Source organism: Xanthomonas fragariae (assembly GCF_017603965.1).
GTDB lineage: Bacteria > Pseudomonadota > Gammaproteobacteria > Xanthomonadales > Xanthomonadaceae > Xanthomonas > Xanthomonas fragariae_A.
Genome location: NZ_CP071955.1, coordinates 3,547,763 through 3,562,500 on the forward strand (window position 1 = coordinate 3,547,763; position 14,738 = coordinate 3,562,500).

Genomic DNA, 14,738 nt, shown 5'->3' on the forward strand with positions numbered 1-14,738 from the left:
ACATCTCAATGGTCCAGCTCGCTTCCATGACTGCGCGCACAGACCGCCCAGGGCGATTGCTGGTTTCCTGCGCTACCCCATTCCTTAAAGAAGGCTCTCATGTACTCACGTACTCAGTTACTGCTCGCCTTGGCGTTGCTGGCCCCGGCCACCGCGCTGGCCGTGCAGGTCGATGCACAGGGGCGACTCGTCGACGCGCGCGGCCAGACGCTCCAGATCCGTGGTGTGACTTGGCCCGGCTTCGATCGTGCGGCGATGGTGGCGACCGGCTTGCGCAGCAACACGTTGCAGCAGTTGCTGGATCAGATGCAGGTATCGCAGATCAATGCGCTGCGTGTCCCGGTCTGTGCGGCGACTCTGCAAGCCAGGCCTGTGGCTGCGGCCGATGTCGCAGGCGATCCGACGCTGCGCGGCTTGCGGTCTCTGCAAGTGCTCGATGCGGTCGTGCGCACAAGCACCCAACGCGGGATGCAGGTGATGTTCGCATTCGCCGATGCCGGCTGCGATGAGAACTCGCCGCAGCTAGGCACGCAGCAGCAGGCATGGACCAGCGGCTTGGTCACACTCGCACGCCGCTACGGCGACAACGCTGGCGTGATCGGCATCGACCTGGGCAGTAGCGGTTACCGCAATGCCAACTGGGCGGGAACCGCGGCAGATGTGGATTGGAATCGCGTTGCCTCGCGCGCGGCAACTGCCGTGCTGAAGCAGGCACCGCGCTGGGTGGTGGGCGTGGAGGGCGTGGGCAACAACCCGGTGTGCAGCGACTCGGCGCGCAAGGCTGCGGGTAGCAATCTGCAACCGCTTGCGTGCGTGCCGCTGCGTATTGCCGCCAAGCAACTGGTGTTGATGCCGAAGCTGGCCGGCCCAGATCGCGATGCTGCAGATGCGTTTGCAGCATCCGACTTCGCGCGCGCCTTACCTGCAACGTGGCAGCGCGACTTTGGCCAATTTGCAACCGATCACGCGGTGCTGCCGGTCAGCATCGGTGGCGGTCTGGGTGACGGTGATCCGCGCGATCTCGCGTGGCAAAATGCGTTGAGCAGTTACTTGGCCGCAAGCGGTCTGCGCAGTGCGTTTCTGGGCAGTTGGGAAGTGGGCAATGCCAATAACGGCGGCCTGCTCACAGGCGACGGCACCCCGCGTGCCAACAAGCTGCAGGTGTTGCATCAGGCTTGGGGGCTTTCGGGAACCACCTCCGCCCCCATATCTACAAAAAGCGCAATCGCGACGGATCTGAGCAAGGCGACAACCTGGGACAGAACCTTCAGCGGCACCGCGACCTACACAGGATCAGGTTACTCTGGTGGCGCGTTATTACTGGATCCGATTCCGAGCACGGCGTTCATCACTGCACTCAATCCGACCCAGCTGAACTTCGGTGGCGTCAAAGCCGCACTCGCCGGCGCGTATCTGGAAGTGACCGGTCCCAAAGGCAAGACCACCGTGTATGTCACCGACCTTTATCCGGAAGGTGCCTCCGGTGGCCTTGACCTGTCGCATAACGCCTTTGCCGCAATCGGCGACATGGCGAAAGGACGCATCCCGATCAGCTGGAAAGTGGTACGCGCGCCGATCACCGGCAACGTGCAATTTAGCATCAAGAAAGGCAGCTCACGCTGGTGGGCAGCGATCCAGGTACGCAATCACGCCTACCCGGTCATCAAGTTTGAAGTGAAGCAAGGCAGCACCTGGAAGAACTTGCAGAAAATGGATTACAACCACTTTCTCGGCGAGCAGCTCGGCAACCAACCCTTGTCCATTCGTATCACCGATATCCGTGGCAAAACCATCTTCGACACGATTCCTGCGCTGCCGGATGATGGCAACAAGGCGGCATATTTCGAACCCGGCCATGTGCAGTTTCCGTGACATGACTACGCGCCATCTAACCTTCTTAAAGAATCTTTCAGACTCTCAAATCACGGGACGTTGGTCTTGGAGAAAAATGGAGGGTACGGCAATCGAGCGTCGGCAAGCCCCCGACGCAGCACGACGCGTGCCACCCGCATCTATTTCAACCGCCAGCAAGCCCACCACCAACACGACCGGGCAATGCCTGATCATCGTCCTGTTCAAAATTACCAACTTCCTCGCTGAGGCCACCTTGCTGCGGCTCCTGCTCTTCCAACGGAATCTCTTCTTCGTTGGTGTCAGGATCGGGCGTTCCGTGTGCCGACACACCTGCACTAGAGGAGGTTGTCATTGGGCGAGCAGTGCGTGGATTGCGATGCATGAATGACTCCGATGCGTTCAACTGGTGCGCTAACGCTAGGTCGCGCAGCGCTATCGCACCGTGAGCCTGCATGCGTTTGCCCTGACATTTTGTTGACGGGCATGTACCGAAGCGCATCAAAACCGACTGGCTATACAACGCGCAGATAAATCGACCTGAAGTCCGTGCGATCGAGCCACCCGGCGGCACCAACGAAGCGTTCGCAAAGCGCCAATTGCCGCACGCGACTCTGCGCCTGTTTGCCGACAACACGACGATTTTCCGGACGCTGCTGGAAAAGCGCGCAGACGTCATGATCACCGATACCTGCGAGGCGCTATACCAGCAGGCCCGGCTGCCCGGCCTATGCGCGATAGCACCCGAGCAGCCGCTGCAATACAGCAAATAGGTCTTTTCCGCGGTGCATCGCGCCGCAATTCAAACGATCTTGGTCCGCCGCCACCAACGCGACACTTGCTCTTCGCGCACCAGCGTGAACAATCCTGCGCCCAAGATCAGCGCAATACCCACTGCCATCGGCCAATCCAGATTATCGTGAAACAGCAAATAGCCGAACGCGATCGCCCACAACATCTGGCTGTATTGCGTCGGTGCGACCACGCTGACCGGCGCCATGCGCGTGGCATGCATCAGGCAGATCGCGGCCAGGCCAGCGAGCAAACCGTAGCCTGCCAACAAGCCCCACTGGTACAGCGTGGGCCAGACAAAGGTGGGCAACATCATGATCCCCCCCATCACCAGCGGGCCGACCACGCCGGCGCCATATAGTGTCAAGCGCTTTTCGCTGTGGCCAGCCATGCGCAGGGTGATGACCGAGATCGCACCGACCAGGCCGCACACGATCGCCGCCACATGGCCCTGGGTGAGATGGCGAAAGCCGGGCCGCAACACGATCAGCACGCCGATAAAGCCGACGATCACCGCCGACCAACGCCGCCATTGCACTTTTTCCTTGAGAAACACCACCGACAGCACAGTGACGAAAATCGGCATCAAAAAGATCAACGCGAATGCCTCGGCCATCGGCAAGGTGGTGAAGGCAACCACCGAGGTCAGATTGCCGATGGCGCCGGTGAGCGCACGCAACAGCCACAGACTGGGTTGCCTGGCCATCACCAGTTCGCGCAGCTGGTCGTCCGGCTTCTTCAAAAATGGCAACGCCACCAGCATCAACAACGCGCCGAGAAACAGTACTTCGTAGACCGGTAGCGTGCCTTCAAGCAGCTTCACGAACGCATCGCTGATCGAATAGGCCGCATAACAGGCGAACCCCAATAACACCCCCTTCAGCATTGCCGACACTCCGCGGTTGACGCCGATCGGACGAGGTGTCGATACGGACAGCGCCGAGTATGCGGTGCGGCGTGTGTCAGCGGAACGCCGCGGCGTGGATCCAGATCTGGCTGCCGAGCGCGCTGACGGCCCGAACGCAACACCCGATGACCACCAGATGCCCAGACGCAATGGGTCGGTTACGATGCCGGTCCCATCCTTGCATCGGCGTTGCGCCATCCCCGCGCCCGCACACAGATCTGCCAGCCGTGCCTCACTACTCCGGTCCCCTGCTCATACTCTCCGATGCCCAAGCGCTGCTTGCCGCGCGCGGCAGTGGCCTTGCCCAATGGACCGGTTCGCTGGACCTGGGCCGCAGCACCGGCACCGCGCAACTCGACGTGCAGACCTGGCAATGGCGCGGCAGGGGTTACCCGTATCCGGGCAAGCTCAAGGACCGCACGCTGTACTTCTGGGACGGTGATGATTTCGCGCCGATCTCGCGCTTCAGCGGTGCGCTGATCAAGCTGGTGCCCACCAAATGGGGCGCGCCGACCTTCGAGATCGATGGCATCAAGATGCTGCCGTCGGCGCGACTGTCGCCCTTCGAAGATGCGCGCCGCAAGGTGGCGCTAGTGGATCCGCGCGGCAAGAGCGTGCTGGATACCTGCAGCGGCCTGGGCTACTTCGCGGCCTGCTGCCTGGAGGCAGGCGTCGCGCAAGTACACGCGTTCGAAAAGAACGCAGATGTGCTGTGGCTGCGCACGCTCAACCCATGGTCGCCGGATCCGGAGGACGCCGCTGCTGGCGGGCGCCTGCAGCTGAACCATGCCGATATCTCGCAGCACATCGCCACACTTGCCGACGATTCGGTCGATGCCATCCTGCATGATCCACCGCGCTTCGGCATTGCTGGCGAACTGTATTCGCAGGTCTTCTACAATCAACTGGCGCGGGTGCTGCGCCGTGGCGGGCGACTGTTCCACTACACCGGCGCGCCCAACAAACTCACCAGCGGACGCGATGTGCCCAACGAGGTGAGCAAGCGTCTAGGCAAAGCAGGTTTCGCCACGCAACTGGCGCTGGATGGCGTGCTTGCGACGCTGCCTGTGCGGCGGTGATCGCCTGATAGACCGAACTTAGCCGCAGCAGACGGAGCTGCGATACTGCCCCGCTTTCGACATGGACGTTACTTGAGCATCCGTCTTACCGCTTCACTGCTGGACTCGCTGTTAATGCTGCCCGGCGCGCCAGTCCACGCAAGGCACTCCAGGCAAGCCACGTAAACTGCCGCACGGTCGCTGCCGCCCCTGGATCGTTGGAGACGCTATGACCTCATCCCTGCCCCGCCTGCTCACACTGTTCGCCGTCGCCCTGCTGTCGGCCTGCGCCACCCAGGCACCGCGTCCGCCGCAGCGCTCTCCGGACGCGGTCAAGGCCGACATCGCGCGGCGCCTGCCGGCCACGCTCACCGACCGCGCCGGCTGGGCCAACGATGTGTACGTGGCGTTATCCTCGCAGTCGCTCGATGCCAGCCCCGAACACATCTGCGCGGTGCTCGCGGTGACCGAGCAGGAGTCGACCTACCAAGCCAACCCCGTGGTACCCAACCTGGGCAAGATTTCGCGCGCAGAGATCGAGCGCCGCGCCAACGCACACCACATTCCCGGTTTCATGGTCGATGCCGCCTTGCGTATCGACTCGCCGGATGGCCGCAGCTATGCCACGCGAATCGCCGCCGCACGCACCGAGCAGGAGCTAAGCCGCATTTTCGAAGACGTCACCGGCAGCGTGCCGCTGGGCGCGCGCCTGTTGGACGGGCTCAATCCCGTGCACACCGCAGGGCCGATGCAGGTGAGCATCGCGTTTGCCGAGCAGCACGCCGAGGGTTATCCGTATCCGCCCGGCGACTCGATTCGCCATGCGGTATTCAGTCGCCGTGGCGGGATGTGGTTCGGCACCAAGCATCTGCTTGGCTACCCGGCCAACTACGACGCACTGCTGTATCGCTTTGCCGATTTCAATGCCGGTTGGTATGCCAGCCGCAACGCCGCCTTCCAGGCCGCGCTGAGCAAGGCCAGCGGCATCGCGCTTCCCCTGGACGGCGACCTGCTCACGCCGGGCGCCAACCTGGATGCACCCGGCGGCACCGAACGTGCCGCGCGCGCATTGGGCGGCCAGCTGACGATGGACGAACGCCAGATTCGCCGTGCGCTGGAGGCCGGCAATACGACCGAATTCGAACAGACCGATCTGTATCGCCAAGTGTTCGCGCTGGCCGAGCGCAACGCCGGCAAACCGCTGCCGCGCGCGGTGCTGCCCGGCATCACGCTGGAAAGCCCCAAGATCACCCGCACGCTCACCACTGCCTGGTTTGCGCAGCGGGTGAACGAGCGTTGGAAACGCTGCATGGGGAAGTGAGTGACGGTACGCATGCGTGTGCCCGTCCGTGGACGTTCGACACGCCTGCCATGAACACGCACCGATGACACATGCCCTACTTCGGCCGGGCGCCCCGGCGCGATTGAGCTGCCACGTTCTCGGCCACAGGCCTCACGCACGGGCCGACGCGTCTGCAAGCACGGCGTAGAAGACTGCAAATAACACGACTTCCGGCAGAGGCACGCCCCCAACTCACCGGATAGCATCAGGCGGTCGCGCAGACCGCAGTTGCGCGCGCCTTTCGCCACGGAGAGTTCTACATGCCCACCCTGTCGCCGATGCGGCACCTGTTCGCCACCATCGTCCTGGCCACTCTGCCGGCCATCGCCAGCGCGCAAGCCCCCCGCGTCACCGAAGCCGACTACGCGCGTGCCGAACGCCTGACCAGCTACGCCGCGCAACCGCTGGTCGATCATGCCGCTACGCACATCGCCTGGCTGGACGCCATGCACGTGATCTACGTCGATCACGATGCCAAGAGCGACCGTCTGCTGCAGTTGGACACAACCACCGGCAACACCGCGCCGCTGTTCAAGCAGTCCGCACTTTTGGCCTCGCTCAACACGTTGCTGAAGACCGGCGACAAACCGCTCAAGGCCGACACGTTCGTTCCCGCCATCGCACTCACCGCCGATGGCCGCTACCGCCTCACTCTCCGCGACACCGCGGTGGTCTGCGATGCGCGTGCGCGCTGCAGCAAACTCTATGCGAAGGACAAGCCAGAACCGGGCGTGGTGTCGCCGGACAAGCGCAGCGAAGCCTTTATCCGCAACTGGAACCTATGGGTGCGCGACCTGGCCAGCGGCCAGGAAACCCAGCTCACCCGCGATGGCGTGGAGAACTTCGGCTACGCCACCGACAACGCCGGCTGGCAGCACAGCGACAACGCCATCGTGGCGTGGTCGCCGGATTCGCGCAAAATCGCCACCTTCCAGCAGGACCAACGCAAGACTGGCGACATGTATCTGGTCGGCACCAAGCTCGGGCATCCGGAACTGCAGTCCTGGAAATACCCACTGGCCGGCGACAAGGACGTGACCACGATCGAGCGCGTCGTCATCGACGTGCCCACGCGCAGCGTGCTGCGCCTGAAATTGCCGCCCGACCAGCACCGCTCCACGTTGTGCGACGACGTGAGTTGCTCGCCGGGCCTGTGGGACGATGTGAAGTGGGCGCCGGACGGCAGGACACTGGCGTTCGTGTCTACCTCGCGCTTCCACAAACAGGTCTGGTTGCGCATCGCCGATGTCGCTACCGGCGAGGTACGCACCGCCTTCGACGAAACCGCCAAAACCTATTACGAAAGCGGTCAGGTCGCCGCCAACTGGGCGTATCTACCCGGCAGCAACGAGGCGGTGTGGTTTTCCGAACGCAGCGACTGGGGCCAGTTGTATCTTTACGATTTAGCGACCGGCAAACCCAAGCGCGCGATCACCACCGGCGGGGGCAACGTCACCGAGTTGTTGCGCGTAGACCCGGTGACACGCACTGCATGGTTCGTCGGCGTCGGCCGCAGCCCGGGCGTGGACCAGTACTACCAGCAGCTGTGGAAAGTGAGCCTGGACGGCGGTGCGCCGGTCTTACTCACCCCCGAACCGGCCAATCACACCATCGCGCTGTCGCCCGACGGCGCACGCTTTGTCGATACCTACTCCACCACGGTCAACCCGCCGATCACGCTGCTACGCGATGCCGCCGACGGACGCAGCGTCAGCACCATTGCCACTGCCGATATCACCCGCCTCAAGGCCGCCGGCTGGGTGCCGCCTGAGCCGATCACGGTCAAGGCACGCGATGGCAAAACCACGCTGTACGGGTTGATGTTCAAGCCAACGCAATTCGACCCGACGCATCAATACCCGGTCATCGATTACATCTACCCCGGCCCGCAGACCGGCTCGGTGCGTGGTCGCAGTTTCCTCGCCGGCCATGGCGACAATCAATCGCTGGCCGAACTGGGCTTCATCGTGATCGCCATCGACGGCATGGGCACGCCATGGCGTAGCAAGAGCTTCCACGACACCTGGTACGGCGACATGGGCGACAACACCCTGCCCGACCAGGTCGCCGGGTTGAAGGAGCTTGGTCAGCGTTATCCATGGATCGACCTGAGCCGAGCCGGCATCTGGGGCCATTCCGGCGGCGGCAATGCCTCCACCGCCGCCATGCTGCGTTACCCGGACTTCTTCAATGTCGCCTGGTCGGAGAGCGGCAACCACGACAACCGTGGCTACGAAGACGATTGGGCAGAGAAGTATCACGGCGCACATATCGTCAATAAAGACGGTACCTCCAACTACGATGACCAGGCCAATGCCGCGCATGCCGGCAAACTCAAAGGCAAGCTGATGCTGGTGCACGGCACCCTGGACGACAACGTGCCGCCGTATCTGACCTTGCTGGTAGCCGATGCATTGATCAAGGCCAACAAGAACTTCGACATGCTGATGCTGCCCAACGCCAAGCACGGCTACGGCGACCTCACCCCGTATGTCACACGCCGCCGCTGGGATTACTTCGTGCAATACCTGCTTGGAGCCACGCCGCCGGCGGAATATCAGATGAAGCCGATGCCGAAGAACTGAGCCGGTCTTCGCAGCGAATTCAACTCTGAGCTGTTGATGAGCGCCTCGGAGAAGACGTCGAGGTGGGCTTTGAATCCGAGTATCTTGCGCGGGCGGTTGCAGAGCCGTTGCTCGATCCATCGTCAATGCGGGTCGCAGATCGTGCTGAAGTCGGTGTAGCGTGGCAAGTGCTTCCGGGTCAATCCGTTGGCATTTTCGTTGCTGCCGTGCTGAGGACGAATCGGCGAAGTAGAAGTCACCCTGCAAGACAACACGCTTGCCGCCTTGCAGTTGGCCGTAACTGCACGCTACTCGGCAATTACCGATGTGCCGGACCGCCTCCATGTAGCATGCCTGCGCTTTCTTGCAGGCATCAGCATTGAGTTCGGCGATCTGACTGCTCACGAATCGGGCCCATGCGGTTGCGGTATGCGTTGTCGGCATCCGTCTTGGCCACCTGTCCCTGCTCGCGCTGCCGCTCTGCAGTCGTCGCCTCCACCAAGGTCTTGACCCGCTGTTGCTGCGCAGCGGTGAGATTCATCTGCTGCAACAATCCTTGGGGCGCTCGCATCCAGGCTGCGCGCAATCCAGGCGCATCCCGCTGGTAGCACGTTCAGAGGCATGGAACACTCGCTCAGAAGCCTTCGCGCCGCGCGCAGAAAGTTGGCCCTGGCGCGCCCACACGTCCCGGGCAGACGCACCTGCTGCATCGGAGTGGTCATGGCTGCGACCTGCCTTGACATGCCATTGGCGTCAATCCCCAAGGATCGGCGAAAATGACCGCACTGCCGTGCTCCGGCATACGGCCGCAGGGTCCAGAGCATTGAGGTCATTGGTTTCACTTTCCATCGCGGCCTACCATCCGCCGCACGCTGCGTTCGCCTCGCTTTCTATCGCTCTTTTCGGATTTATCTTGAACACCAATGTCCCGCCCCCGACCGCCGACGACCTGCCCCTGACTGACCGCCTGCGCACCGCGCTGGACCTGCTGGAGGCGATCAACGCCGACCACAGCCTGCTCGAAGCGCTGCCCGAGGCCGACCGCGTGCGCCTGCACCAGGTTGTCGCCAAGATCTATCACCCCGAGCCGAAGGCGCGGCGGCAGCTGCTTAAGCAGCGCGAGCGGGAGCGGCATCAGGAAAAAGTACGTAAGGCCGAAGCGTTGCTTGAACAGACCGGCATTCGCACACTGCGGCGCAAACCGGTATTCAGCACGCCGAACTTCTTCCCGCCGCATGCCGCTGGCCTGCACGACGCGCGTAACGGCGAGGACCCTGCTGCCGCACCTGAGCCGACGCATTCACCGGAGCTGCGCCACTGCTATGTATGCAAGCAGAAGTTCACCCAACTGCATCACTTCTACGACCAACTGTGCCCGGTCTGCGCGGAGCTGAACTACTTCAAGCGCACCGAAACCGCAGACCTGCGTGGACGTGCGGCACTGCTGACCGGGGGCCGGGTCAAGATCGGTTATCAGGCGGGGCTGAAATTGCTGCGTGCCGGCGCTGAATTGATCGTCACCACCCGTTTCCCACGTGATTCGGCCGCGCGTTACGCGCAGGAGCCGGATTTCGCCGATTGGGGCCATCGTCTGCAGGTGTTCGGCCTGGACCTTCGCCACACGCCGAGCGTGGAAGCGTTCTGCAAGCAGCTGCTGGCCACGCGCGAGCGCCTGGACTTCATCATCAATAACGCTTGCCAGACCGTGCGCCGCCCGCCGCAGTTCTACGCGCACATGATGGCCGGCGAGAGCGCCGCACTGCATGAATTGCCGGAGACGGTGCGCAACTTGGTGGGCCACTACGAAGGCCTGCGCATTCCCGAACTGCTGCGTGATGCCTCGGCGACTGCGTTGCTGGCCGCACATGGTCGCCGCTTCGACGGCGCCGACGGCCTTACCCGCGCTGCCGAGCTATCGCAGCTGGCACTGCTCGACGACGAACTGGTGGGTCAACAGCACCTTTTCCCGGAAGGTCGGCTGGATCAGGACCTGCAACAAGTCGATCTGCGCGGCCGCAATTCATGGCGCCTGCTGCTGGATGAAGTGCCTTCGGTGGAACTCCTGGAGACCCAACTGGTCAACGCCATCGCGCCGTTCATCATCAACGCGCGCCTCAAGCCGCTGATGCTGCGCACGCCCGAGCGCGACAAACACATCGTCAACGTCTCGGCGATGGAAGGGCAGTTTTACCGCAACTTCAAGACAACCCGCCACCCGCACACCAACATGGCCAAGGCCGCGTTGAACATGATGACGCGCACCTCGGCAGCAGATTATCAAAACGACGGCATCCACATGAACAGCGTCGACACCGGCTGGGTCACCGACGAAGACCCGGCGGACATTGCGGCGCTCAAGGTCCAGCAGGAACGCTTTCACCCGCCGCTGGACATCGTCGACGGCGCCGCACGCATCGTCGACCCGATCATCCACGGCGCCAGCACCGGCGAGCATGTGTGGGGTCAGTTTTTAAAAGACTATGCACCGACGGATTGGTGAGCGGTATCGGTAGCCAAACGTTTCGGCAGAAGCGCACCAATGGTGCGAAGCGCGCGCTGCTGAAATCGCGCAACAGTCGGTTCCTTTGTAGGTGCGACGCCCCCCCGTCCTGAGTAGCGGCCGGGTTTAGAGTCCGGGGGTAATGCTATCGGTGTTAGCCAGATGTTGGGCATACGCAGCCGGTGTCATGCCGCCGATTGCGTTCTTGGGTCGGTCCTCGTTGTATTCGCGTCGCCAGCGTTCGATCTCGGTGCGTGCATGCAGCAGCGTCGGGAACCAGTGCTCGTTGAGGCATTCGTCGCGTAGTCGGCCGTTGAACGATTCGACGTAGGCGTTCTGGTTCGGCTTGCCGGGTTGGATCAGTCGCAACTGCACGCCACGGGCATGCGCCCAAGCGACCATGGCTTTGCCGCAAAACTCCTTGCCGTTGTGCCCCGAGGGCAGGCTTCGCGCTCGGTACGGATGACTTGCGGCAAATCCGCGACTGTCCGCCAGCCGATCCAGCACGCGCGTCACCCCGTGTCCGGAGATCACGCGTTCCACCTCGATGGCGACCGCTTCGTGTATCGCGTCGTCCACGATCACCAGACACGTGATCACCCGACCTTCGGCGGTGCGGTCGAACACGACGTCCATCGACCACACCCGTTTGGCCTGCGATGGCCGCAGCAGCGGCTGACGCTCTCCTATTGGCACCTTTTTGCGTTTGCGACGCCGGAGCTGTAGCTGCTGCTCGCGGTACAGCCGCTCCACACGCTTGTAGTTCACGATGCGTCCTTCCTGGCGAAGTTTGAGATAGATCATCCCAAGCGATGGCGATGCGCGAGCGCAAGAATGCGCTCGCGTCGCTCAACGTTGCGGTCTTCGCGCGGGCGATAGCGCAGCGCACTGGCGCTCATGCCGATCGCCGCCAAGGCGCGACGCTCGCTGGCGCCACGCCCCATCCACTCGCGCACCAGCGCACGACGCGCCGGTGCGCTCACCACTTTTTTCGCAGCGCATCCTTAGATCAGGTCGTTCTCGAACAGCTGCTCGGCCAGCAACTTCTTCAGCCGGACGTTTCAGCTGATCGCTGTTAGTGATGAGGCTTGTGTTGCAGGCCAGGCGCGCAGCGCATTGCAGAACCATGACAGCGTACGCAACCGCAGCAGAGTGCTGTCGCCGGCCTTCCACGACTTCAGGCAACGCAGCTTTGCGCAGCAGGCGCGGTGGCATGATCGACACCAGCGTGAACTCGCTGTTCGATAATGCGGGTTCGCGCAGATCGAAGCCTATGTGCAGGCCGCCGCACATGCGCTTGATGGTTTGGATTTGGTGATCAACAACGGCTCCGGACACGGCAACGCAAGCTGGCAGGCCCGGATGTCGATGTGATGGCCGCGATGCGCTCGCGCACGCCCGTATTTACCTGATCGAGCTTGCGTTGGATGTCGCGCACGCCCCGTGCCAGCCCTGTGCGTTGACGTCGCAGGATGCGCCGCATCCGCTTGAACTGGCGTGCATCCACAGATACAGCAGGCCAGCCATGAAGCACACTGGCAGTGCTGGCACGCCTGTGCGGCCTATAAAGCGTTGCGGTGATTGGATGTTGAGGGTTTTTCAGGGACGACGACTTATCGGGTTCTCGGCCTGGTCCATCGATGGCGACATGACCTTTCGGTCAAGAAGAAACCCTCCATCGTTACGGATGGAGGGTTTCGGGTAAAGCCCCTGGCGATGACCTACTCTCGCATGGCTTGAGCCACACTACCATCGGCGCAGCTGCGTTTCACTTCCGAGTTCGGGATGGGATCGGGTGGTTCCACAGCGCTAATTTCACCAGGGAGACGTTTGGAGAGTCGCCAGTTTTTGCTTCGCAACAAGCGTTTGCACATTAGGTGCAAGCGTTTGCGTTGAAGCGCATACGGCGCTCGTCTCGCATAGTTAACTCGTGACGTAGCTTGCATTTGATGATCTACCAACGTTCGTTGGGACCAAGGCAACTTGAGGTTATATGGTCAAGCCGCACGGATCATTAGTATCAGTTAGCTCAATACATTGCTGTACTTACACACCTGACCTATCAACCACGTAGTCTACATGGTTCCTTTAGGGGGCTTGTGCCCCGGGAAGTCTCATCTTGAGGCGCGCTTCCCGCTTAGATGCTTTCAGCGGTTATCGCTTCCGAACATAGCTACCCGGCAATGCCACTGGCGTGACAACCGGAACACCAGAGGTTCGTCCACTCCGGTCCTCTCGTACTAGGAGCAGCCCCTCTCAAACTTCCAACGCCCATGGCAGATAGGGACCGAACTGTCTCACGACGTTCTGAACCCAGCTCGCGTACCACTTTAAATGGCGAACAGCCATACCCTTGGGACCGACTACAGCCCCAGGATGTGATGAGCCGACATCGAGGTGCCAAACACCGCCGTCGATATGAACTCTTGGGCGGTATCAGCCTGTTATCCCCGGAGTACCTTTTATCCGTTGAGCGATGGCCCTTCCATACAGAACCACCGGATCACTAAGACCTACTTTCGTACCTGCTTGATCCGTCGATCTTGCAGTCAAGCACGCTTATGCCTTTGCACACAGTGCGCGATGTCCGACCGCGCTGAGCGTACCTTCGTGCTCCTCCGTTACTCTTTAGGAGGAGACCGCCCCAGTCAAACTACCCACCATACACGGTCCCTGATCCGGATAACGGATCTAGGTTAGAACGTCAAGCACGACAGGGTGGTATTTCAAGGATGGCTCCACTACAGCTAGCGCCACAGCTTCATAGCCTCCCACCTATCCTACACAGACGAACTCAACGTTCAGTGTAAAGCTATAGTAAAGGTTCACGGGGTCTTTCCGTCTTGCCACGGGAACGCTGCATCTTCACAGCGATTTCAATTTCACTGAGTCTCGGGTGGAGACAGCGCCGCTGTCGTTACGCCATTCGTGCAGGTCGGAACTTACCCGACAAGGAATTTCGCTACCTTAGGACCGTTATAGTTACGGCCGCCGTTTACTGGGGCTTCGATCAAGAGCTTCGCCTTGCGGCTGACCCCATCAATTAACCTTCCAGCACCGGGCAGGCGTCACACCCTATACGTCCACTTTCGTGTTTGCAGAGTGCTGTGTTTTTGATAAACAGTCGCAGCGGCCTGGTTTCTGCGACCCTCTTCAGCTATAGCTCGCATGAGCCACCAAAAAGGGTGCACCTTCTCCCGAAGTTACGGTGCCATGTTGCCTAGTTCCTTCACCCGAGTTCTCTCAAGCGCCTGAGAATTCTCATCCTACCCACCTGTGTCGGTTTACGGTACGGTCTTCGTGAGCTGAAGCTTAGAAGCTTTTCCTGGAAGCGTGGTATCAGTGACTTTGCCATAAAGGCTCGTCTCGGTGCTCGGTCTTGAAGAATCCCGGATTTGCCAAAGATTCAAACCTACTGCCTTTCCCCGGGACAACCAACGCCCGGTACACCTAACCTTCTCCGTCCCTCCATCGCACTCACGCGAGGTGCAGGAATATTAACCTGCTTCCCATCGACTACGGCTTTCGCCCTCGCCTTAGGGACCGACTAACCCTGCGTCGATTAACGTTGCGCAAGGAAACCTTGGGCTTTCGGCGTGCGGGCTTTTCACCCGCATTATCGTTACTCATGTCAGCATTCGCACTTCCGATACCTCCAGCAGACTTCTCAATCTACCTTCACAGGCTTACGGAACGCTCCTCTACCGCGCATAAAACAAGTTTT

Annotated in this window: 7 protein-coding genes, 2 rRNA genes and 6 pseudogenes (1 of these 15 cut by a window edge); 7 read left to right on the forward strand and 8 right to left on the reverse strand. The window is 61.5% G+C overall.

What is annotated here, in order from left to right; translation table 11 throughout:
• Positions 1–99: 99 nt before the first annotated feature.
• On the forward strand, positions 100–1,872 hold the full coding sequence (locus J5I97_RS16845; RefSeq protein ID WP_208587752.1) for an expansin EXLX1 family cellulose-binding protein: 1,773 nt from the start codon (positions 100–102) through the stop codon (positions 1,870–1,872).
• 145 nt (positions 1,873–2,017) lie between these two features.
• On the opposite strand, the gene J5I97_RS16850 is transcribed toward J5I97_RS16845, so the two are convergent.
• Positions 2,018–2,236 carry a hypothetical protein gene (locus J5I97_RS16850; RefSeq protein WP_208591800.1) on the reverse strand — a complete coding sequence of 73 codons (219 nt, stop codon included), beginning with the start codon at positions 2,234–2,236 and terminating at the stop codon, positions 2,018–2,020.
• 142 nt (positions 2,237–2,378) lie between these two features.
• Here J5I97_RS16850 and J5I97_RS16855 point away from each other — a divergent pair.
• Positions 2,379–2,621, forward strand: a pseudogene (locus J5I97_RS16855) (transporter substrate-binding domain-containing protein); the annotation flags it as partial.
• Between the two features lie 32 nt (positions 2,622–2,653).
• Here the strand turns inward: J5I97_RS16855 and J5I97_RS16860 are convergent.
• The gene (locus tag J5I97_RS16860) at positions 2,654–3,529 is read right to left on the reverse strand and encodes a DMT family transporter (protein WP_208587754.1); all 876 of its coding nucleotides are present in this window, start codon (positions 3,527–3,529) and stop codon (positions 2,654–2,656) included.
• Between the two features lie 170 nt (positions 3,530–3,699).
• On the opposite strand from J5I97_RS16860, the gene J5I97_RS16865 reads away from it, so the two are divergent.
• The 3 genes from J5I97_RS16865 (at position 3,700) to J5I97_RS16875 (ending at position 8,535) form a co-directional block, all read left to right on the forward strand.
• A complete protein-coding gene (locus tag J5I97_RS16865; RefSeq protein ID WP_208591801.1) occupies positions 3,700–4,629 on the forward strand; it encodes a class I SAM-dependent methyltransferase in 930 nt (309 codons plus the stop codon).
• 208 nt (positions 4,630–4,837) lie between these two features.
• Complete coding sequence (locus tag J5I97_RS16870; RefSeq protein ID WP_208587755.1) at positions 4,838–5,929, forward strand: DUF1615 domain-containing protein; 1,092 nt, start codon at positions 4,838–4,840, stop codon at positions 5,927–5,929.
• Positions 5,930–6,210: 281 nt separating this feature from the next.
• The gene (locus tag J5I97_RS16875) at positions 6,211–8,535 is read left to right on the forward strand and encodes a S9 family peptidase (protein WP_208587756.1); all 2,325 of its coding nucleotides are present in this window, start codon (positions 6,211–6,213) and stop codon (positions 8,533–8,535) included.
• On the opposite strand, the pseudogene J5I97_RS16880 reads toward J5I97_RS16875, so the two are convergent.
• Positions 8,508–8,781 (reverse strand): annotated as a pseudogene (locus J5I97_RS16880) (hypothetical protein); the annotation flags it as partial. The gene J5I97_RS16875 and the pseudogene J5I97_RS16880 sit on opposite strands and share 28 nt — an antisense overlap.
• 41 nt (positions 8,782–8,822) lie before the next feature.
• A pseudogene (locus J5I97_RS16885) lies at positions 8,823–9,067 on the reverse strand (SPFH domain-containing protein); the annotation flags it as partial.
• Positions 9,068–9,427: 360 nt separating this feature from the next.
• On the opposite strand from J5I97_RS16885, the gene J5I97_RS16890 reads away from it, so the two are divergent.
• Complete coding sequence (locus tag J5I97_RS16890) at positions 9,428–11,014, forward strand: SDR family NAD(P)-dependent oxidoreductase (RefSeq protein WP_208587757.1); 1,587 nt, start codon at positions 9,428–9,430, stop codon at positions 11,012–11,014.
• A 126-nt stretch (positions 11,015–11,140) separates the two neighbouring features.
• On the opposite strand, the pseudogene J5I97_RS16895 reads toward J5I97_RS16890, so the two are convergent.
• Positions 11,141–12,075: pseudogene (locus J5I97_RS16895) on the reverse strand (IS3 family transposase); the annotation flags it as partial.
• 199 nt (positions 12,076–12,274) lie between these two features.
• On the opposite strand from J5I97_RS16895, the pseudogene J5I97_RS16900 reads away from it, so the two are divergent.
• Positions 12,275–12,385: pseudogene (locus J5I97_RS16900) on the forward strand (3-oxoacyl-ACP reductase); the annotation flags it as partial.
• Positions 12,386–12,395: 10 nt separating this feature from the next.
• On the opposite strand, the pseudogene J5I97_RS16905 reads toward J5I97_RS16900, so the two are convergent.
• From J5I97_RS16905 to J5I97_RS16915, 3 genes and pseudogenes are all read right to left on the reverse strand, one after another.
• Positions 12,396–12,515, reverse strand: a pseudogene (locus J5I97_RS16905) (IS5/IS1182 family transposase); the annotation flags it as partial.
• Positions 12,516–12,722: 207 nt separating this feature from the next.
• A 5S ribosomal RNA gene (rrf, locus tag J5I97_RS16910) occupies positions 12,723–12,837 on the reverse strand.
• 170 nt (positions 12,838–13,007) lie between these two features.
• Positions 13,008–14,738 (reverse strand): 23S ribosomal RNA (locus J5I97_RS16915); it runs 1,150 nt beyond the window's last position.